This is a genomic window from Gemmatimonadaceae bacterium (assembly GCA_037721215.1).
GTDB lineage: Bacteria > Gemmatimonadota > Gemmatimonadetes > Gemmatimonadales > Gemmatimonadaceae > UBA4720.
Genome location: JBBJNV010000017.1, coordinates 64,338 through 90,886, shown reverse-complemented (window position 1 = coordinate 90,886; position 26,549 = coordinate 64,338). Strand labels below are relative to the sequence as shown.

Annotated in this window: 24 protein-coding genes; 4 read left to right on the top strand and 20 right to left on the bottom strand. The window is 59.0% G+C overall.

The annotated features are described in order from the left end of the window. Nucleotides 1-337, top strand: a 337-nt coding sequence (locus WKF55_10725) for a hypothetical protein (GenBank protein MEJ7760048.1), incomplete at its 5' end; no start/stop codon positions are given. On the opposite strand, the gene WKF55_10720 is transcribed toward WKF55_10725, so the two are convergent. The 20 genes from WKF55_10720 to WKF55_10625 all read right to left on the bottom strand — a co-directional run bounded on the left by WKF55_10720 (nucleotide 316) and on the right by WKF55_10625 (nucleotide 21,254). Next, nucleotides 316-1,446: a glycosyltransferase gene (locus WKF55_10720; GenBank protein ID MEJ7760047.1), complete on the bottom strand. Its 1,131-nt coding sequence runs from the start codon at nucleotides 1,444-1,446 to the stop codon at nucleotides 316-318. The two genes, WKF55_10725 and WKF55_10720, sit on opposite strands and share 22 nt — an antisense overlap. Before the next feature lie 32 nt (nucleotides 1,447-1,478). After that, nucleotides 1,479-3,242, bottom strand: a complete 1,764-nt coding sequence (gene asnB / locus WKF55_10715) for an asparagine synthase (glutamine-hydrolyzing) (GenBank protein ID MEJ7760046.1) — start codon at nucleotides 3,240-3,242, stop codon at nucleotides 1,479-1,481. Nucleotides 3,243-3,248: 6 nt separating this feature from the next. Then, nucleotides 3,249-4,352: a glycosyltransferase family 4 protein gene (locus WKF55_10710; GenBank protein ID MEJ7760045.1), complete on the bottom strand. Its 1,104-nt coding sequence runs from the start codon at nucleotides 4,350-4,352 to the stop codon at nucleotides 3,249-3,251. A 30-nt stretch (nucleotides 4,353-4,382) separates the two neighbouring features. After that, nucleotides 4,383-5,849: a hypothetical protein gene (locus WKF55_10705; GenBank protein ID MEJ7760044.1), complete on the bottom strand. Its 1,467-nt coding sequence runs from the start codon at nucleotides 5,847-5,849 to the stop codon at nucleotides 4,383-4,385. Between the two features lie 134 nt (nucleotides 5,850-5,983). Further along, on the bottom strand, nucleotides 5,984-7,261 hold the full coding sequence (locus tag WKF55_10700; protein ID MEJ7760043.1) for a glycosyltransferase family 4 protein: 1,278 nt from the start codon (nucleotides 7,259-7,261) through the stop codon (nucleotides 5,984-5,986). Between the two features lies 1 nt (nucleotide 7,262). Next, nucleotides 7,263-8,555 carry a glycosyltransferase gene (locus WKF55_10695; GenBank protein MEJ7760042.1) on the bottom strand — a complete coding sequence of 431 codons (1,293 nt, stop codon included), beginning with the start codon at nucleotides 8,553-8,555 and terminating at the stop codon, nucleotides 7,263-7,265. Nucleotides 8,556-8,640: 85 nt separating this feature from the next. Then, complete coding sequence (locus WKF55_10690; GenBank protein ID MEJ7760041.1) at nucleotides 8,641-9,915, bottom strand: glycosyltransferase; 1,275 nt, start codon at nucleotides 9,913-9,915, stop codon at nucleotides 8,641-8,643. Nucleotides 9,916-10,033: 118 nt separating this feature from the next. Next, the gene (locus WKF55_10685; protein MEJ7760040.1) at nucleotides 10,034-11,038 is read right to left on the bottom strand and encodes a hypothetical protein; all 1,005 of its coding nucleotides are present in this window, start codon (nucleotides 11,036-11,038) and stop codon (nucleotides 10,034-10,036) included. Then, nucleotides 11,038-11,721, bottom strand: a complete 684-nt coding sequence (locus tag WKF55_10680) for a class I SAM-dependent methyltransferase (protein ID MEJ7760039.1) — start codon at nucleotides 11,719-11,721, stop codon at nucleotides 11,038-11,040. Before WKF55_10680 ends, WKF55_10685 begins: the two co-directional genes overlap by 1 nt. Further along, nucleotides 11,718-12,932: a hypothetical protein gene (locus WKF55_10675; protein ID MEJ7760038.1), complete on the bottom strand. Its 1,215-nt coding sequence runs from the start codon at nucleotides 12,930-12,932 to the stop codon at nucleotides 11,718-11,720. Before WKF55_10675 ends, WKF55_10680 begins: the two co-directional genes overlap by 4 nt. A gap of 8 nt (nucleotides 12,933-12,940) precedes the next feature. After that, the gene (locus tag WKF55_10670) at nucleotides 12,941-14,092 is read right to left on the bottom strand and encodes a DegT/DnrJ/EryC1/StrS family aminotransferase (protein ID MEJ7760037.1); all 1,152 of its coding nucleotides are present in this window, start codon (nucleotides 14,090-14,092) and stop codon (nucleotides 12,941-12,943) included. Next, on the bottom strand, nucleotides 14,092-14,574 hold the full coding sequence (locus WKF55_10665; protein MEJ7760036.1) for an acyltransferase: 483 nt from the start codon (nucleotides 14,572-14,574) through the stop codon (nucleotides 14,092-14,094). Before WKF55_10665 ends, WKF55_10670 begins: the two co-directional genes overlap by 1 nt. Then, nucleotides 14,558-15,607, bottom strand: a complete 1,050-nt coding sequence (locus WKF55_10660; protein MEJ7760035.1) for a Gfo/Idh/MocA family oxidoreductase — start codon at nucleotides 15,605-15,607, stop codon at nucleotides 14,558-14,560. The genes WKF55_10665 and WKF55_10660 overlap by 17 nt, the downstream gene beginning before the upstream one ends. Beyond that, nucleotides 15,600-15,971 (bottom strand): hypothetical protein, encoded by a 372-nt coding sequence (locus tag WKF55_10655; GenBank protein ID MEJ7760034.1) that lies wholly within the window; start codon nucleotides 15,969-15,971, stop codon nucleotides 15,600-15,602. The genes WKF55_10660 and WKF55_10655 overlap by 8 nt, the downstream gene beginning before the upstream one ends. A gap of 78 nt (nucleotides 15,972-16,049) precedes the next feature. Continuing rightward, nucleotides 16,050-17,237 carry an N-acetyl sugar amidotransferase gene (locus WKF55_10650; protein MEJ7760033.1) on the bottom strand — a complete coding sequence of 396 codons (1,188 nt, stop codon included), beginning with the start codon at nucleotides 17,235-17,237 and terminating at the stop codon, nucleotides 16,050-16,052. Between the two features lie 10 nt (nucleotides 17,238-17,247). After that, nucleotides 17,248-18,591 carry a glycosyltransferase gene (locus WKF55_10645; GenBank protein ID MEJ7760032.1) on the bottom strand — a complete coding sequence of 448 codons (1,344 nt, stop codon included), beginning with the start codon at nucleotides 18,589-18,591 and terminating at the stop codon, nucleotides 17,248-17,250. Further along, nucleotides 18,576-19,367 (bottom strand): class I SAM-dependent methyltransferase, encoded by a 792-nt coding sequence (locus WKF55_10640; GenBank protein ID MEJ7760031.1) that lies wholly within the window; start codon nucleotides 19,365-19,367, stop codon nucleotides 18,576-18,578. Before WKF55_10640 ends, WKF55_10645 begins: the two co-directional genes overlap by 16 nt. Next, nucleotides 19,367-19,567 (bottom strand): hypothetical protein, encoded by a 201-nt coding sequence (locus tag WKF55_10635; GenBank protein MEJ7760030.1) that lies wholly within the window; start codon nucleotides 19,565-19,567, stop codon nucleotides 19,367-19,369. Before WKF55_10635 ends, WKF55_10640 begins: the two co-directional genes overlap by 1 nt. Before the next feature lie 75 nt (nucleotides 19,568-19,642). Then, a complete protein-coding gene (locus tag WKF55_10630; protein ID MEJ7760029.1) occupies nucleotides 19,643-20,071 on the bottom strand; it encodes an ATP-binding cassette domain-containing protein in 429 nt (142 codons plus the stop codon). Nucleotides 20,072-20,558: 487 nt separating this feature from the next. After that, nucleotides 20,559-21,254 carry a hypothetical protein gene (locus WKF55_10625; protein MEJ7760028.1) on the bottom strand — a complete coding sequence of 232 codons (696 nt, stop codon included), beginning with the start codon at nucleotides 21,252-21,254 and terminating at the stop codon, nucleotides 20,559-20,561. Between the two features lie 362 nt (nucleotides 21,255-21,616). Between WKF55_10625 and WKF55_10620 the strand changes: the two genes are divergently transcribed. From WKF55_10620 to WKF55_10610, 3 genes are all read left to right on the top strand, one after another. Next, nucleotides 21,617-23,377, top strand: coding sequence for a carbamoyltransferase C-terminal domain-containing protein (locus WKF55_10620; protein ID MEJ7760027.1), 1,761 nt, complete (start codon nucleotides 21,617-21,619; stop codon nucleotides 23,375-23,377). 90 nt (nucleotides 23,378-23,467) lie between these two features. Further along, nucleotides 23,468-24,103 (top strand): polysaccharide biosynthesis/export family protein, encoded by a 636-nt coding sequence (locus tag WKF55_10615; GenBank protein ID MEJ7760026.1) that lies wholly within the window; start codon nucleotides 23,468-23,470, stop codon nucleotides 24,101-24,103. 6 nt (nucleotides 24,104-24,109) lie between these two features. Then, on the top strand, nucleotides 24,110-26,521 hold the full coding sequence (locus WKF55_10610) for a polysaccharide biosynthesis tyrosine autokinase (protein ID MEJ7760025.1): 2,412 nt from the start codon (nucleotides 24,110-24,112) through the stop codon (nucleotides 26,519-26,521). Nucleotides 26,522-26,549: the final 28 nt, after the last annotated feature.

Sequence of the window (26,549 nt, the reverse complement as noted above, 5' to 3'; positions counted from 1 at the left end):
GCTCTTGCTGTGGCCTCACTACACAAACCGCCTCTGGATGCACGTTCTGCCACTGCTCATCGCGTACGGCACCGCGACCGCTCGCGAGGGCATGTTGCTTCGCCGCTTTCGCGTTATATCAATAGCATATCTGGCATGGTTCTGCAGTACAGGATTCGGGGCGCCTGCCTACACAACGCGCATTTCGCTTTCGAGCCGGAATTTGCCGAAGGTTTACCGAAACACGGGAGGGATGGCCACCCCCGGGTTCGAAGACGACAATCCTGAATACAATGGCCATGTTACCCGCCTGCTTCGCCGTTACGGAACAAGTGCTCAACGAAACGAGGGTCGATAACCCCCGTCACGGCTGCCAAGGAGAAGTTGATAGGCGCTGGTAAACTGCCGAGCGACCTCCTCCCAGCGAAATCTCTGCAACGCCACCTCCCGGCCTTTCTCCCCCATTCCTGCCAACTCCCCGGTACTCATAGCTGTGGACTGGCGTAGTCCCTCAGTGATGCCGTCGACTGTAGGCTCCACCCACCATCCGCAGCCGTGATCAACCAGCATCGACCAGGGGGCTGCCGTGGTAGTCAATACAGGCAGTGAGTGCGCCAACGCTTCAGCAACGACAACTCCGAAACTCTCCGAGTGCGTGGGGAGCACAAACAGTTCCGCGTCGAGGAGCGCCGCTCGCTTTGCTTCTTCTGCGAGCGGTCCAAGGAACATCACTTGATCGTCCAGTCCCGCGACGGAGACAGCGCGCTCCACTACCGCACGGTGGCCGCTCTCGTCCGGGCCGGCGATCTTCAGCCGCCATCCAGCCGGCCGCACGCGCGACCACGCCTCGATCAACATCGGCAGACCCTTCACCGGATAGATACGACCGAGAAAGAGAACGGTTCGTAGCGCGTCGGGTGCCCGCTCAGGATTCAGCGAAGCGGGGTCTCCCCCCTTCTGCGGCGGGATGTCAATCCCATTCGGAACGACTATGGCACGGACACCGAGATGAAGCTGCTCGATTGTCTGAAATTCGGGCTCGCCGGTCGCGTGAAGACATTGGGCGCTGACGAGATCGCCGCGCTGGTAAAGCCGCCACGCAACCCGCTTCTTCAGTTTCTTGTGATTGATCGCCCACGGTTCGAGCATCCCTCTCGTGCTCACTACTCGCGGGACCTTCAACTCGGCGGCCAGTACAGTGAGCCTGTGGTTGTGCGGCATCCAGATGCCATTATCATGCACGACGTCCACAGCACCAAAAGCGCGCATTGCCTCGGCTGCACTTCCGCCCAGTCGGCGCACTGGCGCCGCATCGTCGAGCAATGATGTATCGGTTGCCGAGCCGTCGCTGCTCCAGAGTCCTATGTCGAGGCCAGCGTGTCCCAGTGCAGCGGCAAGTCGGGAAACCGAATAGGCAGGGCCGCCGTAGGCCGGCCTGAGGCTCGTTGCGGCAAGAAAGACTTTCATGAATGGTCAGCGCGTGACTACGGCCTGCTGCGTCAGGCCTTCAGAATCGCAACTGCAAGCGCCCATTGGCGGTACCAGGTCACCAATGGCACCGTTGTCCGCGCCTCGGCAGCCGACAAGGTGCCGCCTAGTCCATCCTTTACCCAATCCTGAAAAGGAAACCGAAAACCTTTTTTCGGCTGATTACGAACCCAGTCAGGCACTTCGGGAACTGCGTCAAGAAGGAGTTGCTTCCCAGTCCGGAGCCTGGTGCTGGCGGGAATGCCGGACAACGCGGCGAAGAGGCGTACATCTACGAACGGCACGCGGAGCTCGAGGCCATGTGCCATGCTGAACACATCGCTATCGCGAAGCAGCTGATTGCGCATGTAGCGCGTCAGTTCAAGGAAGCTCACCGCGTCGTGTGGGTTCGCGGGCAGTTCACCCACGTTCCAATCAACCAGCCCGGGAAATTTCCCAGTGAGGGAGCGGGTCAGCTCCCTTGACTCCGCTTCAGTGAAAATGCCTCGTTGGGCGTGGAACGCCGCCAGCGGGGTTCCGGGCCCCCGGAAAAAAGCTTCAAGCCGTCGCCAGCGTGATCCCGCTGGTGCGCGGGCGAGGGCGGCCGCAACAACACTTCGCGAGCGACCAAGGGCCGCGTGGGCGCGCAGGAACCGAGGCACCTGACGGAACGATCCATAGCCTGCGAACATCTCGTCCCCGCCGAGGCCCGAGAGCACGACTTTCACTCCCTCGCGTCTGGCCAGCCTGGATACACACCAAGTGTTGAATCCGTCGATAGTAGGCTGATCCATGGCCCGCATATATCCGTCAACTTCAGCCCGGCCCTCGTTCGCTGTCATCCGCCATTCGATGTGCTTCGATCCGAAATAATCCGCGCTCCGGCGGGCAATGGCAGACTCGTCATAAGCAGGGTCGTCAAAGCCAATCGAGAATGTTCTGATGTCTGCCTGCGCGCCCAGAACGTCGCGCGTCAATGCAAGCACAGCTGTTGAGTCAATTCCACCGCTGAGAAAGAGCCCCACCGGTACATCACTCACCAGGTGGCGCTGCACCGACTCGCGCAAAGCGGACCGGGTAAGCGATACCGCGTCTGCGACACTAGATGTTGTTTCGAACCGCACGTTATGCCAGCGGCGTACCGCGACGTTCCCGTCACTCCATTCGAGAGCGCAGCCAGCCGGTAGTTGAACTACTCCCTCAACGGCAGTAGCCGGCTCAGGAATGGTCCCCCAGAGCAGGAGGTCTCGCATAGCGTCGGGGCTTGTCGCAGCGTCCGGAAGCAGGGGCCGCAATGCTCGTACCTCTGATGCGAATGCGAGGCTTCCGTTGTGTTGCGTGTAATAGAGCGGCTTGATGCCAAACGCATCTCTTGCCAGAAGCGCGCGGCGCGACCGTGCATCATACCAGGCAAATGCAAACATCCCCGCCAGCCTGGGAAGAATTCGTTCTCCGTGACAAGCGAGCAGACGAAGCAGCACCTCTGTATCGGAACCACCGCTGAAATTCTCGCCACTTTCTTCCAGCTCTTTCCGCAACTCGTGGAAATTGAAAATCTCGCCATTATATACTACCCACGATTCGCCGTCATTGTGGACCGCCCCACGACAGACCATGGGCTGATATCCGGCGTCCGAGAGATCGAGAATGGCAAGTCTGGTGTGGAAGAGTGCGGCAGCCCGATCCGGCTGAAGCCACATGCCCTCGCCGTCCGGCCCGCGATGACGAATACTGTCGAGGAGCGTTTCAGGATCGCAGTTGAATTCTCTGCCGAACCATCCCGCAATTCCGCACATGATGTCTTAAGCCGGCAGCGAAACGGCCGTGCGTACTCGTTCGCGGAAGGCATCGCGCCCGAACTGATCCTTGACCATTCGATGCAGGAATTCTGGCTCGAACCAAGCCGAGGGTCCCTGTCGGCGAAGGAGAGAAACGATTCCTGCGGCTATCTGATCGATGTCCGTCGGGTCTACAAGGCGACCAAGTCGTCCGTGATCGAGCGCGTCCACCGACCCGTCAACGTTGCCGGCCAGCACCGGCGTTCCACACGCCATGGATTCGAGATACACTATTCCGAATCCTTCGCCCGTGCTCGGCATCGCGAATACATCGGCCAGCCTGTAATGTCCGGGGAGCTCCTCGTCACTGACGAACCCGCAGAAAGTCACGCGATCCCATACGCCAACCTCGCGAGCGAGCAACTCCACACGTGCCCTGTCAGGGCCGTCACCGACCAGGATAAACCGAACCGCCCCACAGGCAGCTGCAATCGCCGGCATGGCACGTATGACGCGGTCGTAACCCTTGTACGCCTCACCTGCATCGAGCCTTGCTACTGTGAGCACGACAAGCTCTCCCGGCTGAATGCCGTATCGTTCAGCCAGTTGCCCCGGTATCGAGCCAGGTTTGAACCGCAGTTCGTCAAAAGTGTTCGGCAGCAGGAAGACACGTTTCGTGTCGACTCCCGAAAGGGCCAGTACACGATTCCGCGTCCAACTGCTGACCGCATATATCCTATGTGCCGCCCTTAGAGCGGCGCGCCTAAGCATGGACAGATCATCGTGCACGTCAATACCGTGGGCAACGGCCGAGAATGGCGTTCCGGTGAGTCGCGCGGCTGCGTGTGCAACTGCCAGAAAGTTTACGTGGGTGCTGATGATGTGATCAGGCCGGTCATGAAGACAGGAGCCAAAGGTCGTGGCTGCAAAGCCCAGCGTTCGGATTGGCGACGGGACATGCCTGGTTCCCCTGAGCTCGAGCTGTTTCAGCGTTCCGGTTGTGTCGAGCTTTCCGTGAAGTCGCAGATCATGTCCGAGATCACTCAGGGCAAACGAAAGCTCCCGCGCAAACGCCGCGATCCCACCGCCGAAGTTTTCGAATGCCGGCGACCATACATGGATCTTCAAGACGCGGGGGTTCGGGTTAGCCCGCCTGATTCAGGTAGCCGGATCATACCGCTTCGCACCCGGCAGCAACCGGCGCGTCGGAACCAAAGCTCCATAGGTTGGTGACCGCCGGACGGCGTCCGGTACTCGCACGAGAATTCCGAAGCGCCGGCCAGCCTGAAACAGCGCGAACATCACAAGGAAACTCCAGAAGATGGTACCGAAGAAAAACTCGAACGAGTTTCCACGCCAGAAGACCTGGAAAAGAGATGCGAATACAAGCCCGCTCCCCATCGTGTAACCACCGAACCATCTCTCCGCGATTCTCGATATCAGAGACGCGAGCGCTCCATAGATAACTCCCGCTATCAGAATGCCAGCGACTCCTGCACTCAGATATGCATCGACAACATACTGCGGCTTCGCGGAGATCCGGCTGTCCCGCGAATAGATCTCATTGTCGTAGACGCGCTCCATCACGAGTTTCTCCGTGTTGGGCTTGCCCTGCCAGATGATCCGGGGGATAAGACTGGTCACCGCCTGCTCCGCGAGCTTCAATCCATAGAAAGGCCGCTCATCAGGAATTTTAAGGAGATACCCGACGAACAGTCCGATTTCGGAGACGCGAAGGATTGCGAATGACTCAGTGGCTTCGCCCACGTCCACCGCCCCCGTCATTACCTGGTGATACGCGAGCTTTATTGCGTCCTCCCCAGACGCGTTCCCATACCATGCGAGGGTCCTATAAGCGTTGCTGTAGGCCGGCATGACCGCCACGAAAACACTGAATGCAACTGCTCCGGCAATCAAGGTCGCGCGCCGGTAGTATGGGAATAGCGCAACGAGAAACAGGAGCATGAGTACGACTACCTCTTCCTTCCATCCGCTCAGCAAGGCGGCAAGGAGGTTCGCTCCAAACACGCCTGCATTCACCCACACCAGCGTTCCCTGGCGATGTATAAGGGAGAGCGCAAAGCTGAAGACGGAGGCAACGATCGCAATTTGTGCCAGTCTCAGCGTGAGTTCCCTGAGCGGCCCGATCAGCCCTGTGACCTGTGAAACGATGAAGAAGGCCGTCGCAAAAATGAGCAGGAGCCGGTTCGCTCCGACCCGTGCCACGGAACGGTACTGCCCGGAGTCGCTGTAGTTCATTGCAATCAGCATCCCCGTCACCACCGCCGCATGTGCCAGTACGTAGTAACTCTGCGCCTCAGCCGCGAGCGGCAAGGTTGCGGTCCAGCCCATAGAGTTTGCCCGCAGGTTGCCGCTCAACAGCGCCCGGAAATAAAAGATGGAGCTGAGCACGGTGTAGCTGGCGAAAACAATCTGCGCAAACACGATTGGCCGAAAGAACTGCAGCGAGAGCGAGCGGCCTTCAGGTAATGGTTTTACTCGGCCACTCAAGGTCATCCAGAGGATAAAGAACGAGCCGAACCACGAGACGGCGTAAGACGCGGTCGGTGTGTCCTGAAGCAGGTAGCCCAGAGCGAATGGCAGGTAAAGCAGGATGTATTTCATCGGGCAGAAAGCGGCGGTTTGACGTGTTGCCCCGCGTTGGGCGATCGTACAGTGGTAACCGGTCCAGACTCCAAGTTAACAAGTGGTGGCGAACTGGCCAATCAACCCGGCAATAACGACGACCCGGCCAGCCGTCACTTCGTCACGGAGCGAGCACGCGTTGCGTGAGCTTCGCCCGCAGCTCTGGCGACGGCGCTTACCACCGACGTATAAGCGGGGATGGACCAGTCTTCGATGAGCAACTTCGCCCGCCGGCCCATTGAGACGACATGCTCTCGCTGGCTGCCCAACCGTTCCAGCATTTTTTCCAGGTCATCCCGATCCCGGTTCCTGAAAATCAAGCCGGTCTGATTCGGGCGGATCAGGTCGATGCCGCAGCCCACCCTGTCGCTCACAATGCCCGCGCGTCCGCACGCCATCGCTTCGTTTATCGACAGCCCCCACGTCTCGCCAACGCGGGACGGAAGCACGTTGACGTCGCCCAGCCTATACACGACGGGCATTTCGCTCTGATTGCGAAAGCCGATGAAATGAACGTCCGACCGTCCTTGCGAGGCGCCTCGCAGTGAGCCCAGCAGCTCGCCTTCGCCGGCGAAGATGAGGTGCGCTCCACAATCCGGCGCAGTGCGGCGCAGCGCAAGAAATGCCGCCAGGAGAGTCGCAGGATCCTTCCTTGGAACCAGTTTGGCGGCAAAGAGGAAAACCGTATCGCCGGGCGGGATGCCAAGCTCGCTGCGCCAGGCGCCCGCCCGCGCGTCCCGCTCATCCGCCCTCGCCGAGAAGTAGTCATTGTCCACCGCGTGCGGCGCCCAGGTCAGCTGGTCGTCCCTGAGTCCGTGTGCGCGGAAGTACTCCCTGTTCCGCGTGCCGGTGTACAGAGCAATATCGACATGCCTGTAAATCCATTTCAGGAGGGCACGGCGCGCGAGTGTCCGCGGAAAGCCCGACTCATCGACAAGTGTGGAATCACCGCGAAACAAGATCGGAAGCTTGCCCCGAAAGGTTCTAAGGACCCGTAGATGAGACCGGAACGACCATCCGTAAACCAGAAGCACATCTGGCCGCCACGCGCTGAGCTGGCCTACGAGGTCGGGATTGTCTATTCCGCTGAAAGAGTGTGAACCGGGATCGCGCGAAACATTGGGTACGAAGACGTAGTCGTAACCGTCGAAAAGCGGTACGTCCCAGCTGATCGTGCGTCCGAATTCGGGATCGACAGTGTCTCGGGGCCCTTCCCATTCATAGAACACCCGGACGTCGAGCCCCGAGACAGCAGCGAGTGCACGGAAGGCCGGCGCGTTGTACTGAATTGGATGACTCGTCACGATCGCCAGTCGGAGGGTTCCCGCCCGCGGCTTTGCTTCCGTTGTCGCCCGTCGGGGCGTGTGCTCCTGGTTTCCCGCGGCGATCATCTCAGGCGACGACGCGGTCGAAGACTTCAGCCACACGCTCGGTCATCGACTCCGCAGTGTATGGACGAAACGCGATCGACGAAACCTGCCTTGTAGTTTCAAATGCACGCGTGACAAACCATCGCTCAAAGATGTCAGCGGCGATGTCCTCTTCGGTCGAACGTCCATTGAATGAAACTGTTACCCCGGCGCCGGTTCGCCGCATCACGTCGTTGGCCGAGCTTTCCTCGTGAATCACGCAGAGGAGCGGCCTTTCGGCCAGGATATATGGGTAAAGTTTGGAGGCAGTATAGCCGGCATCATCCCAGCCGAGGATCAGAACAGCATCCGCGTCTTTCAGACAACGAAGTGTCTGCAGATAGGGAATGCGGGATGGATGCTCGCGCACCGCCGACTCCATGCCCGCCTCGCGCGCAAGCGCCAGGATTTTCGGGCGGGCCAGTGCTGCCGCCGCGTAGTCTGTTCCGACAAAGTGCAGGCAGATCTCATTCTCGCCAACAACACCGGAGCGTTCCGCTTGTTTCAACGCCGCGAGTAGCCCAAGCACTGTGCGCCGGATTCCGGGCGGGGCAGTGCCGGCATAAAGCCAATGGCGCCTGTCGTCACCCCGGGGAATTATAGACTGTCGCTGTTCCGTTTCTTCCATCACTTCATAATCCCTGCTCGAACCACCGAATGGGATTACGGAAAACGAATGTGGTGAAAGGCCCGGATGACGCTTGCTGAGGTCCTTCGGGTATTGCGGCGAAACAGAAATGATGTGCGCCGCCGCTACCAGAGTATTTCGCTCCTGGCTTTCGGCCACGGATTGCGTCAGCCAGTGCTTGAACCGCCCTCCGGGTGGCGTCCTACCGGTCTCGGAATAGTGCGAATTCACCCAGGGGTCCTGCAGGTCGACCACAAAGGGAATGCCGAAGCGCCGTTTCCACCGCCGCCCCAGTGGGATGATCCCGAACTCCGTGGTCGAAAAGAAGACGAGATCGAACTGTCGTGAGCCGAGAAGGCGGTCTCCCGCGGTGCGAAGCGAACTCAGAGAGCGCAGGGTGAGGCTGCCGAATCTGAAACGCCGCGTAAGCCGCTGAGGTATCGCTGGGCACCGAATGATTTCAATGCTGTCAGGGATTGTAAGCAACAAATCCGGCTCGAGCGGAGCTTCGACGAATTCCGCCTCGACCGCCAGCACAACTGCCTTCCATCCACACGCCTCGAGAGTCGGCAACATCATTCGAACTCGCTGGTGATCGGCGGCGCTTGCCGGAGGAAAGCGCGGACAGACAATCAGGACCGTCTTCATTTTTCGAGCTGCGGGACGACGTTTACTTCCGTTACGGTTTCCCACGCCGCGAGCCTGGTGACTACCACCGTTCATATCGCGAGGTTCAGACGAAGGTGGCACGGGCATGGGAGCGAGGGGTTTTGTCGAGTGTGCGCGAGACCTCTCCGAGAAGCACCGGCGCGGACATCTCCCAGCAGAAAACACGCTCGGCGGCTTGCGCTGCCTTGCGTGCGAGCACACGAAGACGTGCCCGATCGGACAACATCGAGTTCAATGCGGCTGCGAGCTCTCGCGGACGTTCAGCCGGAAATAGTGCAACGGCGGCTCCGGCCAGACGGGCCGCTTCTCTCTGGCCTTCGGTTTCGCTCGCCAGGACGGGAATCCCCGCCAGCAGGTAGGTGGGAAGCTTGTTGGTGATCGTCAACTCCCGGCTGCGATTACAAGGTATCTCCATCGCGAGCCCCAGATCGTGCTCGGCGATTCTCGGCAGAAGATCCGCGTGCGGAATCGAAGCGTGGAAATAAATCCGGGTGCGCCATGCGTCCGGCGCGCGGGCCAGCAGCGAATACCGGTATTCCGGGGTCGATCTTCCGCGAAGATGAATTTCAAACGGCGAATCTACGTCTGGCAGCGCGTCCATCAGTGTCTCAAGACCCCGACTTGGGCCGATGACCTGCGAGAACCAGCAGATGGAAGGAAGCGAAAGATCGCGGCGGTCGCGTTTTTCTCCGTCCATAGACTTGCGCTCGTCGAGTGAAAAAGAGTTATACACGACCGTCGGAGCGCTGCACGCATATGCCAGCGTCAGAGCCTCGCTGAGGCAGACTGATGTAGTCGTTGAGAAATCCGAGCCGCGCAAAGCGTACTCCTCCCATCGCTTCAATGATTTCACAGGGTACGTGCTGACGTCAGCCGCCAGGACATCCTCTGAATACCAGTCTTCCATGTCGACGGCCACCTTCCGGCCGTGGCGGACCAGTTCTGCGCCGGCCCACACCCCTTGAGGATTGTGCACGATCGTTAAGTCAGCGGGCTTTCTCAGCGCATACCTCAGCATTTGCCGGGCGACGTACCCAAGCTGGTTCGGGTTTTCAACGCCGAATCGTGCATTCAGGCCGCGCCACGCCCGCCGGCGTGCCCGGGCGGCGAGCCACCCGAGCCGCGCCCCAGGATGCGTCGCTTCCGCATCGATGAGCTCAGTGTATTTCCAGCCTTTTCCCCTATGCAGAACCCGATCGCGTTCGCCCAGGGATGGTTCGAGCAAAGCGCCAACTACTTCGACATCATGACCGGCACCCGCAAGCGTGTCCGCCTCCTTCACGACCCGTGGGTTTGTCGACAGTTGGAGCCCGGAAAGGATCAGGATGCGAGCGCTCAAGGCTTCCTGTACCCTGCTAATGGCGCCACCAGGGCCGAAGGGGCTTCGAGCCACCTCCTCGAACGATTCCGACAGCCCGGGATTGATGAAGAATGAAGGTGTATCAACGAAGAGCCCATTACACCCCGCGCTCACGCGTTTCGGCAATCTGCCGTGCGATATCGGCGAATCTGGAAGCGCAGCCCTTCAGATCGAGCGTTTGGGTGATGAATTCCCGTGGGTTAAATGTCCCTTTCTCGACTTCCTTCAGAAAACCCGGCAGGACTTCCCAAAAGGATTGGATACCCTCAAATGTCCGGCCGCAGCGACCATCGAAATACGGCACCGACGTGACCGGCGCGAAAAAGACCCGGGGATAGTAAGAGGGATCTTTCCATGGACCTTGTCTGTCCCATGCGAGAATCGGCACGCCGGAGGACAATGCCTGAAGATACGCGAAACCCTGGGTTTCATGCTCACACAGAAATACCATGGCGGTTGCCTGCTGCAACAGCTTTCTGTATTCCTCTTCACGGTAGTGACCGTAGCGCAGAACGACGGGCTCGTACCCCGCCACTTCAATTGAGCGGATGACGGGTTCAATCAGCGCAGACTCGTACAGTTCACGCTCCCAGCGAACCTTGTCGTATACTATGATCTTCCGGTCGTGCAACGGTTGCGCGGCAGGCTTCCAGACATCTGCTTCAATGCCTGCCGGCCAAACAGTGATGGGCATGGGTCGAGGTAGATCGCGTTCGTACATGCGTGCGAACCAGTCACATGAAATCAGCAGATGCACAACGGATGAGGTTGTCCAGAAGGCATTAGCGCTTGGATGTGAATCGACGCCGGGTCCATATACGATCGGCACGCCCGCGGGCAGCCTGTCGATCACATGCGATTTCCCGATGACAAACGCGAGGATGTCGCGGCGTTTCCGAAAGAAGTCGTAGTCATTCACGTCGTACGCGACGCCGAGCTCGTCGAGTCCAAGGCACAGATTGACGAACCAGCGTTGAACCCCGCCGATCTGAGGCGCGCCGCGCACAAGTCTGCGAATAGCCCTGCGGGGGTAACGGTCGAATGGAAACCAGCGGTCGAATTCGGGTTCCGCGTAGAAGAGTTTCAGCGGAGCGTTGCTCATCAGCTCCCGGCGACCCGGATGGGCGCCTGCGTCTTCCGGGCGAGCACACCGTAGCCCATCCCTTTGGCGCCAGGATCCGCGGCCTCGATCAGCCTGCTGAGACCGTGCTTGACGATGCGCCCCGGATAGGAAGGGCTTATCGGGCGATTCGGCCAGGGCAAATGGCTGTCGAGCGTAACGTATTCCACGATCTCAAAACCGCTCACACTTAGCAGTCTTTCGATGACATGCGGCCACCCGGTAAAGACGTGGTGATTCACCTCCAGGTCGTCGCGGGTGAAGCAAGCCATTTCGTGCCGGATAAGCAAGTCGAAACGGCCTCGGCTCCAGAGCGGGTTTGGAGTAGTGAGAACGAGATGCCCCCCGGGCTGCAATGCGGCGGATACGTTCTCAAGGCATCGGCCCGGATTCCAGAGATGCTCTACCACCTCGAGCATCAACACGACGTTCGCCTGCTCTGAATCCTTCGGCGGATCCTCGAGGTTCCAGCTCCGAACTTCGGGATGCCCAGGGTTCAGATCGAACCCGATGTATCGGTGGCCGAGACTTTCGATCGCCGCTCGCAACAAGCCCGAACCGGCGCCGATATCGAAAACCAGCTGTGTCGCGCCATCTGCAAGATTTCGCGCGCAACGTTCAGCGTAGCCGAAGCGGTCGCAGTCCAGATTAGCGGTGAGTTTCACCTCAGTAACCGGGCGGAAAGCGAGTCGATCGTTCGGAGCTGTTGCGAATAAGTGTTGGCAAGGGCGAACCGGATTCTGCGCTGCCGCATTTCATCAGTGCTGAGCGCGTCAAGGGTTGATATCACGCGCTGAAAAAGCTCCGGGAGCTCCTCGTTGTGCAGGGTCTCCGGCATGCAGAGAAGGCCTTCCGGAACACCGGGGCGAACGTAGGTGGAAATATGGTTGCTCACCACTGGTCTGCCGGTACTGAGATACTCGAGCACCTTGTGATTGTTCGAGGCCAGGTTTCTCTCGCGGCGAGGATCGTAACAAACCAGGAGCACATCCATCTCGAAAATTTTTATCGCAACTTCTGAAGGCGGCGTGAGCCCATGCAGGACGACATTTTTCTGCTGCATGAGGAAGGACACAAAAGCCACCACCGCGGGGACATCCTGAGACTTCCAGTTCAGGGAAGCGTATTCGTACGGACCCCACAGATGGAACTCTATTTCTGGATTCTCCCCTACTATCCGACAGAACGCGGAGTGGTCGATATCGGGTCTCAGGAGATTGCCGACATAACCCACACGATGCGGTCGGAGCAATCGACCTTCAGTGGCTTCCGTCACGCCGGGGCTCTGCCGGCGCGCGAGTGCGGCGTACTCGCTGGACAGCCCGTGATGGACAAAGAACCGCGGTACACCGGTCGATGCGAAGTCGTCGAGGATAACGTCGGAGACCGACATAACGGCAGCTGCGCTCGCAGCGATTTGCTCCACGAAACCGGGATCGACGCGGTCTACAGCGTGAAACAAGTGGAGCTTCGCATCAAAATGCGTCAGTGTGGTAAATCTTGACGGGTCAAAGCTCCACACGACATCCAGCGGAAACTGCAGCGCGCGCTGGATGATCCGGGCCTGCAGGTTGTCAACTCTGGCGTTGGCCGCCGCCGGCAGAAAGCGGGTGCCCCGCGAAAGCTGGGAGTAGTCGACGATCCAAAGGTGAGGAGACGGCCCCCGCGAAATGCGGGGTCGGAATCCCGACTGGGAAGGTGGGTTGAGGAAGAATACTTCACTGCCGCTGTTTGCCAGCTCGACTGCGTAATGATGCTTCGAAAGCTTGAGTCCATTCCACGCCTGAGGCGATATCATCAGGATGCTGCGTCCGCTGAAAATCGAGGCGCGACCAACCGGATCGCCACCGTCGCCGGTTATGTTCGGCGATGCCACAAAAGGGATCAGTTCCAATCCCCAGTACGAGGAACGGCACTGCCCCCGGCAACGACCTCGGCGCCCGATGGAGCGGAAAAGCTCCTGATCGCCTCGATTACCGACCCCTGATCCTCCGGCAGCAGCTCGGCGTACAGGGGCAGCGACAGTATCTCGCTCTGATGGGCATGCGCTACTGGAAAATCCGCTGGAACGTGGCCGAGGTAAGAATACGCGGGGTAGAACGGCAATGCCTTCGGGTAGTTGACCACTGTTGGGATTCCAAGCGCCGTAAGGTGCGCGCGCAGGTCGTCGCGGTGTTTGCTTCTGATGACATATAGGTGAAACACATGCTCGCATTCCGGCCGGCGCGCGGGAATTGAAATTCCCGGCAGGCCCGACAGCATTGCATCGTAGCGACTGGCGAGCGCCTGTCGCTTGCGAGTCCAGTCGCGGAGGTGCTGCACCTTGACATTAAGAATCGCGGCCTGCATCCCGTCCAGCCGGCTGTTGATCCCCTCTATCAGGTGATCTCCCTTTCCGCCGTGACGCGCGAACAGCTCGGAAAACTCGGCGACGTCCGTGCGATTCGTTACCAGACAGCCCGCGTCTCCCATAGCGCCCAGATTCTTCCCCGGATAGAACGAGAACGTGGCGGCATCTCCCATCGTTCCCACAAGTCGCCCTTTATACCGGGAAAGATGTGCCTGTGCGCAGTCCTCGATTACCCACAAGCCGTGGCGATTCGCGATATCGAGGATTGGATCCATGTCTGCCGGCTGGCCGTACAGATGCACGGCGATTATTCCGCGCGTCCGTGGAGTGATGCGGCGTTCGATTTCGTTCGGATCGATACAGTAGAACTCCTCCTCAGTGTCACAGAAGACAACCCGGCCACCAGCCTGGGTCACCGTCTCGGCCGATGCGATCCAAGTGTGGGCGGTTGTGATCACTTCATCGCCACGTGCCAGCCCGAGCGCGCGGAGGGCGATGTAAATGGCATCCGTCCCGTCCGCGCACGACACGCAATGCCGGGCGGCGAGGAGCTCTGCGAAACGCTTCTCGAACTCTTCCACATGCCGGCCGCGAATAAATGCGGACTCGCGGATGACGGTAGCGATAGCCTCGTCGATCTCGCCTCGGATGGAGAGATATTGAGCGTGCAGGTTGACAAATTCCATCAAGGGCCCGTTGCAGATAGAGTCGTTCGGCGAATCAGTCGGCAAGGATTACCAGCGTAAATTCCCGGCTCGTCGATATCTCTTGTCACGACTGATCCCGCCCCGATCACCACGTTATCGCAGATCTCCACTGGGAGAACTGTAGCATTGGTTCCAACTGAAACATGATTCCCAAGCCGGGTGCGCTTCCACTTCGAGGAGTCGCCGCCCGCCGGTGCCCCGCTGGCGAACAGGTCGTTGATGAACATCGCGCCGTGGGATATGAAGCAATTGTCACCGATGGTGACGAGCTCACAGATGAATGCATGCGATTGAATACGACAGTTGCTGCCGATAATGACGCCCTTCTGAATTTCCACGAACGGTCCAACGAAGGAGTTATGGCCGATCTCGCATTCGTAGAGATTGACCGGCTCGACGACGGTCACGTGGGCACCAAACTCCACTGAACGGATCGCCGCTGTCTTAATGCGTGGCTGCACTTCGCGCCGCCGTGTAGATCTTGTCGATTATCTCAACTGTCTTGAGCCCCTCGAAACCACCGGTGGCGATCACACCGCCGCGGGTGAGGACATCGACGACGTTTTCGTACACCAGGTCATGATTCGACATCGAGCCCTGGTAATGGCCGTAGGAGTTGGCGGGATTGCCCGGCGGTAAATCGGTTATCGCAGCTCCCTCGATACGCTGGTACTCGAGCTCATTCAGGTACTGCCCACCGATCTTAACGGTGCCTTTCTCTGCGAAAATCGTGAGCGAGCCTTCCATGTTCCGTTCGTAGGAATTGATGGTGAAGTTGATCGATCCGAGAATCCCGCTGTGAAAGCGCAGCGCTACGACGCCGGTATCCTCAAACTCCACTATTCCCTGGTGGCCGAAATTGTCGACCATCGCAAGGGCTTGCTTCACGTCGCCAACCATCCAGTAAAGCAGATCTATGAAATGGCTGAACTGAGTATAGAGTGAGCCTCCGTCGAGCAAATTTGTGCCTTTCCACGTGTCCTGGTAATAATCGGCATTGCGATTCCAGAAGCAGTTGAGCTGCACGCTGTACACCCGGCCGAGCCGGCCTCCATCAAGCAGTTCCTTGACAGCGGCAACCGGCGGGTTGAACCGATTCTGTTTCACGATAAAAAGCCGTCGGTTCGCGCGTTCCGCGGCCTGAATCATCGTTCCACAGTCCGCAACGGAGATGGCCATCGGCTTCTCGCACAGTACGTGTCTGCCGGCTTTCAGCGCGGCAACCGTATGCATGGCGTGCAGACCATTTGGCGTGCAGACGGCGACGACGTCCACCTCCTTCTCGCCCGCGAGCATCTCGTCGAGACTGCGATAGGGTCGCGCGCCGTATTTCCCGGCGAGTGAATCCGCCCGGTCGAACTGAACGTCGCATGCGCCGATGAGCCGACCCACGTTGGCGATGTGTTCCGCATGGCGCGCAGCAATTCGCCCGCACCCAACGATTGCAAATGAGAGATCGGACCGCGCACGCGGATTTTGTTTTTCGTCAGACATTTGATCCGGCGCTGAGTGGGATGAAAAGCTGCTCGTTCAAGACAGCGACGCTCGGAAAGTTAACAAGGACAGCCCGATGTACGCCCTGAAACTCGAAAATGCTTCCTGCAGCCACGGCTGAAGCCTCTGCGTCACGCGTCGCGGCCAGGAAGTCGCCGACATTGCGCGCACCCCCGCAAGCGACCACTGGTACCGGCACTGCCGAAGCAGCGAACTGAACTGGTTGGACTGAGCTCACCAGGTCCACGAGAAACTGCCCTTGCCCCCGCGATGTGAACGAATGCAGAGGGATTCTTTTGCCACCGTCATCCCCTACGAAGCCACGGCCCTCCAGCAGTTCGGCTAAAGCCGAGCCGCCGATCATTCTGTCAGTCCTCGCATAGGCGGTCCAGCCGCTATTCTCGTCTGCATATGGCCAGGCCAATGATTGACAGGAAAGCTATCATCGCCGGCTATCGGGTATTGCCGATTTCAGAATCTCGGCGGCGCCGCGGAAGGGGCGCAGCATGGGATACGCATCGTATACAGATTGCTCGGCGGCAAAATCGGTATGCGGACGCGGTGGACGGCTCATCAGTTCTGCAAACTCTGCCTCGGTCAGCTCCAGCTTCTTCAGCACGAACTCGTGATCCAAAGCGAGTGTATCGGCAGGGTAGATCGGTTCAGCCAACTCAGCGAGTGCCTGTTGTTTCGTGATCTGACCGGCAAAGATCAGATTCGAAAGGTGCGCTTTTCGCTTGTCGATCCCGAATTTTGTCGGAAGGATGTAGCCTTGGTAAAACCGCGTGAAGATCGACTCGTAGTGCTTGCCTCCGTAGTCACGCCAGCCCAGTTGCTCGGCGATCCGTCGCTTGACCCGGGCCTTGTCGTAATCCACGTAATTTAAAATCGAATGGCTGCGGATTCCCCGCATTAAGTGGTAATACTTCTTGACCTTGAGATCCATGAACGGGTATGTCTTGAGCGGGACTGTCCCGAATTCCTTATGAATCGCGCGAATATTGACGTGATCCGTCTTCTTGTATATCCAGTGTGGCGGCAGCACGTGCTCTGTTACCACGTTGGTACCGCTGAGAATCGCACGGATTCCATGCCGGGCAGCGGTGCGGTACAAGGTCGCAAAGATGGCGTGGTCTGTGACGACCTCGATGTCCACGACTGACGCTTTCAGATACGCCCGCTGAAGATCTCTGAATTCTTCCCAGTTAATCACGAACGTCTCGAGGTCGAAACCAAGACGGCTGACGATATTCTCGATATTCTGCACTGCCAGTTCGGAGTTCCAGCCGTTGTCGAAATGCACGGCTAGAGGACGCAGGCCCAGCTCCTTTGCGATGCAGGCAACGTAAGTGCTGTCTACTCCCCCACTCAGCCCCATGATGCTGTCGTACGGCCTTCCCTTCCCCGCAGCTTTGATGTCGTCGGCAAGCCGCTCGAGCTCCCGCCGCCCGGCTTCGCCTGAATGGACATACTGCTTCTCTGCCGCGATATACTCGTGGTAGTAATGACAGCGTCCCTGAGAGTCGAAGCGCATGTCCGGATCGTCACGAGTATCCAGAACGCAGACGCTGCACTGCCGGTAGGCCGGATGGTTTGCGGAACCACCGGCAAAGCTGTCGGTGTGGGGCACAGGACGCGGTTCAACCATGAGTGGCCAGTGCTCTGGCATAAAAGTCTTTGAGCTGATGCACGATCTGCTGCGGTCCAAAACGCTGCATCGTTCTCTCACTAAGGTCATTGTTGTGAAATCGTGAGCGTTCGCTCACGAGTTGCTGCATGCTTGCGGCAAGTGCGGGAGCATCATCAGACGCGACCAGAAAGCCATCACCCGGCGTAATGATGCAGCGGGGACCCCCGCAGTCGGTCGAGACGACCGGCTTGCCTCGCGCCATTGCCTCAATGAGAACGACACCGAATGTCTCGTAAAGACTCGACACGACGAAGGCATCACATCGATCGATGGCGTCGGCGACTGAACTGCGAGACAGGCGGCCGATAAAATCTACCTGATCCACGATTTTCAACTCACGTGCGAGTTCCTTGAGCGAATCCAGCAGATCACCCGACCCCCCGATTCGCAGTCTGACATCCCCCCGACTCCCAAACGCGAGCGCGAAAGCCCGAAGGAGCAATGAGTGGTTCTTGATCGGAATCATTTCTGCGATAGAGAGAAACGTGAACGACGCGGGATTGCCTGCCGCGGCGTTCAGAGGTGCCTCTGCAATCGACGGATCGACCATGTTGGGAATCCATTCCATCGCTGAGGTATCGATATCCAGCGCACGGCCGAAATCTTCGCGCAGCGATGGACTCACGAACGCCACCCCCGCTGCCGCGCGCACGACTTCGCGCAAAGCAGGATATCGGGACCGGGGAATCAACCCGCGCGCGAAGTAACTGCTGTGTTCCGTGAGGACAAATGGAATCCCCGTTTGCAGCGACAGGCGGTGCGCAAGGAGGCCCGCGTGGTTTGCATTGTGGGCGTGAAGAATATCGGGCCGGCCGAACCGGCGACAGTAATGGTCGAATGCGATGAGGCCGGCGCGAATCCAGCCGAAGTGGTCGGTACGGGGAGACGGCGGTGCGTAGTAGAACCCCTCGATACGGACTACCGGAATGCCGCCGACCTGATCAGTCGTGACGAATCGGCCGGGTCGGAACAGCTTGTCAAAGCCCAGGCCGGCAATCGCCCGGAGCGGCTGACTGTCGAGCGCGTTCCGAACAGGTTTGCCTAGAATGCGCATTGCACCTGCCCGCACGACCATGGGAATCGAGAGTGCCTGACTTATCGAAAGCGCCCCTGTCCTGAACCCGGCGGCGTGCAGCGCCGAGACCTGATGGTACTGAAAGATTCCCGCGAGATGGCTCGACTTGGGGACAAATTCCTCCGACGGCACGATGAGGACATGTGGCAGTCGAGCGCCGGTGTGGGCGTTCGAGCCAGGGTTGGTTGAAACACGCGCCTCCGTCAGACTCGTTGGCAAACGAGAATTTCGGTGGAGGGACCGCGCGTTATGAGCCGCGTCGCGGCAAGCTCAACCGGATAAAGAAGCCGGCCGGCCATTCTTCCCCATGCCTCGCTCCGGCCCGCAATCCCGTATATGCTGGAAAACCAGCGACGCAGTACACGACTTCGTGAGCGGACGGGGTCGTTCATCAGCACAAACATCGGCGTTCGCCGCCGCACGGTAAATCCGCAGCTTCTCAAAGCCGCCAGAATGTCCGATTCTGTTCTCGACACATAGTGCGAGATGCGAGACTCACGTTCAACAAGATTGTCGGAGTAAAGAAACCAGCCTCCGGGAACGACGAGTGCCGCAATGCGCTCGATTGCTCGCCGATAATCGTCGTCGTCCACGATATGGAACAACACATCAAAGGCAGAAATGACATCGAACTGCTCGCCGCGCAGTTCATCGGATGCTGGTGATCCAATGTCGAGGCGAATGAAGCGTGCTCCGGGAAACCGAACGGCGAGTCGATCTACCGCCACCTGAGTGATGTCGCATCCAGTGATGTCGGCGGCACCCCAGTCCTGCCATTCCTGCACATACACGCCAGTGCCCGATCCGACGTCGAGAACCCGTGTCATTGACGGAGCAAGCGGAAGGCGGCGCAACTGCCTCTGAAAAACCCGGCGCCGCACGGCGTAAAGATATGAGTTGTACGCTGTCGACAACCCGATATCCCCTACTCCGCGCTCGTCGTAATTCGCCTTGAGTCGATCTTCCCAGTACGATCCCGGTTCAAAGGCTGCCATCAGTCGTCGGCCCTCTGCCTGGCGTTCACCAGCGCAACACTCGCCTGCTCGGCCATAACGGTGATTACTCCGGACGTGCAGTCTCGTACGCAAGCAGCAACAGCGACCGGACTGAGAACTTCGTTGTAGTAGCTCAATACGTTCTGACGCATTTCTACGATGCGGTCTTCATGCATGCCGAGCGCCCTGTCAACTACCATTCGAGGTGATCGAGACCTTTGTATACGAGACAGTTGACCCCGTCACGCAGGGACGCGCAAGGAACGCCGCATACTTTAATATCGGCACTGAACCCACCGACGTGCACTGAGTATGCTTTCGTCGGACAGATAAATATGCTGTGCGACATAGCTCAGGTTCTGCTGCCAGCGTCGCCGGTTCCCGGCCGTGACTGGCGTGTCGTCAACCAGCAGGTTTCCCCGGTCCGGTTCCAGCAGACCGAGCATAATATCTACAAGAGTGGTCTTGCCTGACCCCGTGGGGCCAACGAAAGCAACGGTGCAGTTCGCGGGAATGGTCAGGCTCAGGTTCTCAAATAACGGTTGCCCGCTCCCCGGATATCTGAACGAGATGTCACGTAGCTGAATGCTGCGGCACAGCTCGAGGCTCTTCGTGTCCGCGCGGACCGGCGTGACCTGAGTTGGCGCCCGATCATCCTGGCTGGCGTGACCGTGATTTAGCTCGCTGTAGACCCTGTTCAGCACGGGCTCATTGAACGTGTCTGCGAAACCGAGGAATGCGCAAGCTGAAAGGCCGGCCTGATCCGGAGGATCGCGTAACCGTAGAGGCCAAGAAGGGGCAATACCTGTGCAAGACTCTGCTCGCTGCAAGCATGTAGAGCACGACGCCAAGCAGCCCACCGAGTGCGATCGTCTCCATCGTGTAGTTGGGAATGAGCGAAAGAACCGACTGCGTTCCTACGGATTTGGCCATCTTCAGATTTGGCCCTTTGAAGCGCTCCAGGAATATGCGTTCCAGGTTGAGCAGTTTATTTCCTTGATGGCCCCGGATGCTTCAGACAGGGCACGAAACCGAGCCGCGTTCGCTTCAGCCTTAACTGTTCCCACGGTCCGAAGACGACACCGCACGACCCAGTAAATCGCAAGGTAAATTCCGCCCAGTCCCACGAACACAATCAGAGATAACATCGGATCCAGCTTGAACAGAACCGAAACGAAAACACAGCCGCTTTCAACGCCAGTCCTCCGGCAAAATCCAGTCGGGGCGAGCGGGTCCACCAGTCTGAATCCAGGGGCGCAAACCATCGCGGGAAGGGAATGCAAAGTCTCGGGATAGAAAAATAGATGTCGAATTCAGTCCGCCTGTCACTGGAGTAAAACCGGTAAAATCCACTTGGATCAAGTCCCCGGTTGTCGCGATGTGAGCGCAGATTCCGGGGTTCCCCCATGAATTATCGACAATAATCATCCCACCCGCCGCGAGATGCTTGGTCGCAACAAGCGCGCAATCCCAGCGGAAGGCGCCATCAATCACTATTACGTCGCAATCTTTAACCGAGTCAATTACCCCCACATAACCAGGCGCTTCGGTCTGCAGATGGATACGCGCTCCCTGGGGAAGCTTCGCTTGTACTTCCCGATACCAATCCTCGTTATCCTCGACGGCGGTGACTTCACTTGCACGCCGCGCCCAGAAGAGAGTGGAATTGCCAGAGCCCCACTCGAACACTCGCTTGGTGCTGAAATCGAATTGATTCAGGAATTCTACGGCCGGATAGGTGAACCATGGAATCGGGTCGCCGAGGGCGTCTATCGACTCAGAGCGGAATGCACTGCGAGCTTGACCTAACCTGAACTGCGAGACAAGGAACTGCTTACCGACTGTCCGGATTAGCCGCATCAGTGATCGGTGGGTAGGCTTTTTCATGCTTGGCTGGGTGAATTTCTTAGGGGAGAGTTCCAAGCCTCGTTGAAACTCGGGCGGCGGCTTTGATTGACCTTGTCAGGCCACGCGTTTTGCGGATATGATGATGTTGGTCACGACCGCTTGCTAAAGCAAGGGCAGGTGACCGTACCCTCTCTCTCTCTCGGACCGTCAGTCGCTGCCATCGTCGCAATCCCGGAATGACCGAATATGTCGCATGGGCGGAACACGTCGCGCCTACTGGTTCCCTCCTCGTACATCGCTATTTTTAAGCCCACGCGATCAGCCGGCGGCAGCCTGACGCGAATGTACACCGCTGCGGCGCGCGCGCCGGCAACCGTAACCGCAAAAAACTCCACCGACACGTGACTTACATCCTTGGCCTGAATGCCTACCACGCCGACGGCTCCGCTGTGCTCCTTCGCGACGGCGAGCTCGTGGTCGCGGTGGAAGAAGAGCGGTTTCGGCGCATCAAGCACTGGGCGGGCTTCCCTTCCCAGGCCATCGCACGCTGCCTCGAAATAGGCGGAATCGAAGGAAAGGACATCGAGCATGTCGCCATCGGCCGCGATCCGAAAGCCAACCTGCTCAGGAAAGCCGCATTTGCGATTTCGAACCGCATGAAGGTCTCGAACATCGTCAACCGAACCCGCAACCTGCGAAAAGTGAACGACGTTCGGGAGCCGCTCGGCGCCGCGCTCTCCGTACCAGCCGCAGATCTGCCGCGGATTCACTTCGTCGAGCACCATCCCGCACACCATGCGAGCGCCTTCTTCGTGTCCCCTTTTGAAGATGCGGCGATATGCTCAATAGACGGCTTCGGCGACTACGTCAGCACGTCCACCTCGGTCGGCACCGGCAACCGAATCGCAATGCTTTCGAAGGTATCATATCCCCACTCCCTCGGAGTCCTGTACACAGCGGTAACGCAGTACCTCGGCTTTCCTCACTATGGGGACGAATTCAAGGTGATGGGACTCGCTCCGTACGGTTCCCCGGATTTCACGGCTGAGCTTCGTCAACTGGTGACGCTCAAACCGGACGGAATGTTCGAGCTCACGCGGAAATATTTCAGGCACTGGGACGAAGGGGTTGAAATGGAATGGGAAGGCGGTTTGCCGACAACCGGCCGTCTTTTCACTCCTGAACTCGAACGGGTGCTTGGGCCTGCACGGGCCGCTGGAGAGCCGTTGACCACCCAGCACGAAAACCTTGCCCGGTCACTCCAGGCGGTTTATGAAGAATGCGCATTCCACGTTTTGAACGACCTGTGGGAGAGAACGAAAAACCCCCGACTGTGCCTTGCCGGAGGATGCGCAATGAACAGCGTGGCGAACGGCAAGGTGCGGGAGAAAACCCCGTTTCGCGACGTTTACATCCAGCCTGCTGCTGGTGACAGCGGAACGGCGCTCGGCGCCGCATTCCACGTGTGGCACCAGACACTCGGCAAACCCCGGCGATTCGTCATGGAGCACGGATACTGGGGAACCGAATATCCGGACGCCGATGTTACCGCCATCGTCGACGCGCGGACGGACGCGGAGTGGACCTACAACTGGGAGCGCCACGACGGCGAGGAGTCACTGTGCCGCGCCACGGCGAAGCTGATCGCTGACGGGAACGTCGTCGGCTGGTATCAGGGGCGAATGGAGTGGGGTGCGCGCGCGCTCGGAAATCGCAGCATCCTGGCCGACGCCCGGCGCGCCGATATGCGAGACCTGATCAACGCCAAGATCAAGTTCCGGGAGAAGTTCCGGCCGTTCGCCCCGTCAATACTCGAAGAAGCAATGGATGACTACTTCGTCGGGGCGGCGGCCGACCCTTTCATGCAGCAGGTCTACCCAGTCCGTGTCGACAAACGAGCAGTCCTGCCGGCAATCACCCACGCCGACGGCAGTGGGCGGCTTCAAACAGTCAGCGAACGCACAAATGCCCGGTATTACCGCCTGATCAAGGCGTTTGAAGGCCTGACGGGCGTACCTGTGCTGCTCAATACGAGCTTCAACGAAAACGAGCCGATTGTCGACACTCCAGAGCAGGCGCTGGATTGCTTCCTGCGTACACGAATGGATGTGATCGTGGTAAATAACACCATCATCCAGCGGGTCGCGGCGGGAAACGGATGACTGGACTCCCGTTGCGCCTATCCATAGCTTAAATATTCGTTCCGTAAACGGCCCGCTCACGCGGGAACGATCAGACCACTACAACTGAGAATGCAAATCTTTCGAAAGCTTTTTGCCGCCGTCGCGATACTCATCGCGCCGAACGCCCTTTTCGGACAGGCAACGCCGGTCAGCGACTTTCGTTCGCTGATCCTCAACCCCGGCGACCAGGTTCGCATCGTCGTATGGCGGAATCTGGAACTTACCGGGGATTTCATGATTGCCGGTAACGGAACCATCACCCATCCGCTGTACCGCGAAATTCAGGTGACCGGACTTCCGATCACAACCGTCGAAGAGCGGCTCAGGACGTTTCTTACGCGCTATATCGCCAATCCGCAATTCATCGTCCTGCCGCTGGTGAAAATTATCGTCGGCGGAGAGGTGCGTGCGCCCAATGTCTACAGCGTGCCTCCGGAAACGACTATCGCGCAGGCGATTATCCTTGCGGGGGGGCCGACGGAACGAGGCCGCCTCGATCGTGTACGAATTCTCCGCGATGGGCAGGAAATTCCGGTCGACCTTACGGAGGCCAACTCGGATGTGGCCACCCTTCAGATCCGATCGAACGACCAGATTCTGATTACGCGGCAGCGCAATACATTTCGCGATATCGTGGCGCCGGCGTTGACCGCGGTCGGCGCGGTTGCCGGTCTGGTCAACATCATAATCAGCAGCACCAGGTAGCCAGACGTGCGTGATCTCGTTCCCTACAGTGGCCGCGGTAATGTGAACGGACCAGAGCCCGAGCTGAAAGGAGGGTTCGATGCCCCTGAGGCTGCCTCAACCGAGTCTGTTGGCATTCGAGAGTACGTTGGAATGGTCCGGAGGCACATCTGGGTCTTCCTGGGGATTGTTGCCATTGTTGTCGCATACACCGTCAATTCCGTCCTGAAGGAGCCGCCCCGCTACCGTGCGGTGTCGACAGTCAGGCTTGTCGACTCCCGCAGGGCAATGACCGGAGGCATGGACGGTGGCGGGATGGATATGCAAGTCAGCCGTCAGTCCGACATTCTGGAATCCCAGATACAGATTCTTCAGAGCCGGGCCGTCGGCGCGGCGGCCGTCGATCTCAAGGGTCTTCGGCTTGTGCCAGTGACGGGGAGCATGTTCCCTGACGAAATCTCGGAGGCCAAGGTTGCGGACACCGTAAGTGTCGACTCGCTTGCACTGGTCTATGGCGCTCTGATGGTCACAGCACGAACCCCTCGCAGTCAGGTCACTGCGAGCTATGGCGCTCCGGCGGAGCTCGATGGGATCAGCATTACGGTCGCCAAGCCTCCCCCGGTGTCTGCCTCTACATTCGAGATCATATCGCGCGAGAACGCTATCGGGCGAGTGATCGGGTCACTGGAGCCCTACGCCAGACCCAAAACTGACATCCTCGATCTGGCGTATACGGGGTCCGATCCCTACGAGGTAAGGCGGATCGCGAACGCTGTCGCTGAAGCTTCTCAGGCTCACGACGCCGCCGGCGCCCAACAGGATGCCCGCCGCCGCCGTGGTTTTCTCGAAGGCCAGTTGCGGGAGACTGATGCCATGCTGGAACGGGCTTCGAGAGCCTACAGCGGCTTTCGCAGCGGCCGGCAGGTCTTCAGCTCGACGCTGAAAGCAGGCGCACAGGAGGCCGGCCTCGTCGACATCGACATGCGTCGCGCTGAGCTGGACGCGGAGAAGAGCACCTACGAGCGGCTGCTTGCGCAAGGCAGAACGTCGGGCGAGAAAGTTGGCTCGAGTTTGCGTGTCCTGGTTTCGTCACCAGGAATCGCAAGCAATCCGGTAGTCACCCAGCTTTACGGCCAGCTGACGGATTACGAAAAGAAACGGGACGATCTCATAAGCGCGGGAGCGGCGCAGTCCAATCCCGATGTTGTCACCCTTAACGAGCTGATTCCGGAGACGAGTACTCAAATTCTCGATGCAGTTCGCAGCCAGATTCAGTCGCTGGGGTCACGGATCGAAGCCCTCGACCGGCTGAGGTCGTCTGGTGCATCTCAGATCGCAGCCGCACCCGCGGCTGAAACTGAGGAATTGCAACTCCTCCAGCAGGTTCAGACTGTTCAGAAGCGAGTGGATCAGCTACAGGAAGAGCTTCAAAAAGCGAAAATGACGGAGGCCGTTGAAGCCGGTCAGATTGAAATCGTCGATCTCGTTGAAAAGCCGGGGAACGAAATTCCCAACGGCAGCTCGCGCAGGCTGGCACTCGGCGTCCTAATTGGGACAATTCTGGGGATCGCCGCCACGATGGTCCTCGAATCAATGAACGATTCAATCCGTCGCCGGAGCGATATCGAGAAGATTCTCAAGGTCCCTGGCCTCGCGGTAATTCCCCGGCTGGCGACATCGGCCAACGGCTCGCGCAACTTCGTCCAGCGGGCACTTCCCTCCCGGAGCAGCAAGGGCCGGGGCGCGCCTACCGGGGGCCTTGAAGAGCTGGTCACAATTACTGACGTTCGTTCCTCTGCAGCGGAATCCTACAGGACGCTGCGCACGAACCTCATGTTCTCCCAAGCTGTGCGGGCCCTTCGAACCCTTGTGGTGACCAGTGCTTCGCCCGGCGAAGGCAAGACGACGACTGCTGCGAATCTGGCGGTGTCTTTTGCCCAGCAGGGAATGCGTGTGCTCCTGGTCGACTGCGATCTCCGGCGTGCACGTCTGCACAAGCTTTTCGATATGTCACGCGAGCCCGGGCTCACCGATCTGGTCATAGGGCTCAGCGACGCAGATGCGGTGTGCCGCCAAACTTCGGTGACTGGACTTTATCTGCTGCCTGCCGGACCGTTGCCTCCGAATCCCGCAGAGTTGCTAGGCAGCGAAGGAATGCGTCGCACGCTGGAGACACTTGCCGAGGCGTACGATCTCATTGTCGTGGATACGCCGCCGCTGCTTGCGGCATCTGATGCGGCAATCCTTGCGACGATAGCCGATGGTGTCATTATCGTACTTCGTGCCGGCGCCACAGAAACGTCCGCGGCTGAGCAGTCGATGCAGCAGCTCAATGCCGTCGGAGCGCGGGTAGTCGGAGCAGTGTTGAACGATCCTGACGCCCAGGTGCCGCGCTATGGTGCGTACTACCGCTATGACTACGCGGGGTCGGAGGGTTAGTCAGCGCTAACCGAAGGGGGCACGGCTG

Bases quoted from the DNA above. Each gene is read 5' to 3' on its own strand.
- WKF55_10615 (MEJ7760026.1), top strand. From the start codon at position 23,468: ATGCAAATCTTTCGAAAGCTTTTTGCCGCCGTCGCGATACTCATCGCG.
- WKF55_10640 (MEJ7760031.1), bottom strand. From the start codon at position 19,367: ATGGCAGCCTTTGAACCGGGATCGTACTGGGAAGATCGACTCAAGGCG.
- WKF55_10625 (MEJ7760028.1), bottom strand. From the start codon at position 21,254: ATGAAAAAGCCTACCCACCGATCACTGATGCGGCTAATCCGGACAGTC.
- WKF55_10655 (MEJ7760034.1), bottom strand. From the start codon at position 15,971: ATGATCGGCGGCTCGGCTTTAGCCGAACTGCTGGAGGGCCGTGGCTTC.
- WKF55_10670 (MEJ7760037.1), bottom strand. From the start codon at position 14,092: ATGGAATTTGTCAACCTGCACGCTCAATATCTCTCCATCCGAGGCGAG.
- WKF55_10705 (MEJ7760044.1), bottom strand. From the start codon at position 5,849: ATGAAATACATCCTGCTTTACCTGCCATTCGCTCTGGGCTACCTGCTT.
- WKF55_10660 (MEJ7760035.1), bottom strand. From the start codon at position 15,607: ATGTCTGACGAAAAACAAAATCCGCGTGCGCGGTCCGATCTCTCATTT.
- WKF55_10635 (MEJ7760030.1), bottom strand. From the start codon at position 19,567: ATGGTAGTTGACAGGGCGCTCGGCATGCATGAAGACCGCATCGTAGAA.
- WKF55_10700 (MEJ7760043.1), bottom strand. From the start codon at position 7,261: ATGATCGCCGCGGGAAACCAGGAGCACACGCCCCGACGGGCGACAACG.
- asnB (MEJ7760046.1), bottom strand. From the start codon at position 3,242: ATGTGCGGAATTGCGGGATGGTTCGGCAGAGAATTCAACTGCGATCCT.
- WKF55_10720 (MEJ7760047.1), bottom strand. From the start codon at position 1,446: ATGAAAGTCTTTCTTGCCGCAACGAGCCTCAGGCCGGCCTACGGCGGC.
- WKF55_10695 (MEJ7760042.1), bottom strand. From the start codon at position 8,555: ATGAAGACGGTCCTGATTGTCTGTCCGCGCTTTCCTCCGGCAAGCGCC.
- WKF55_10685 (MEJ7760040.1), bottom strand. From the start codon at position 11,038: ATGAGCAACGCTCCGCTGAAACTCTTCTACGCGGAACCCGAATTCGAC.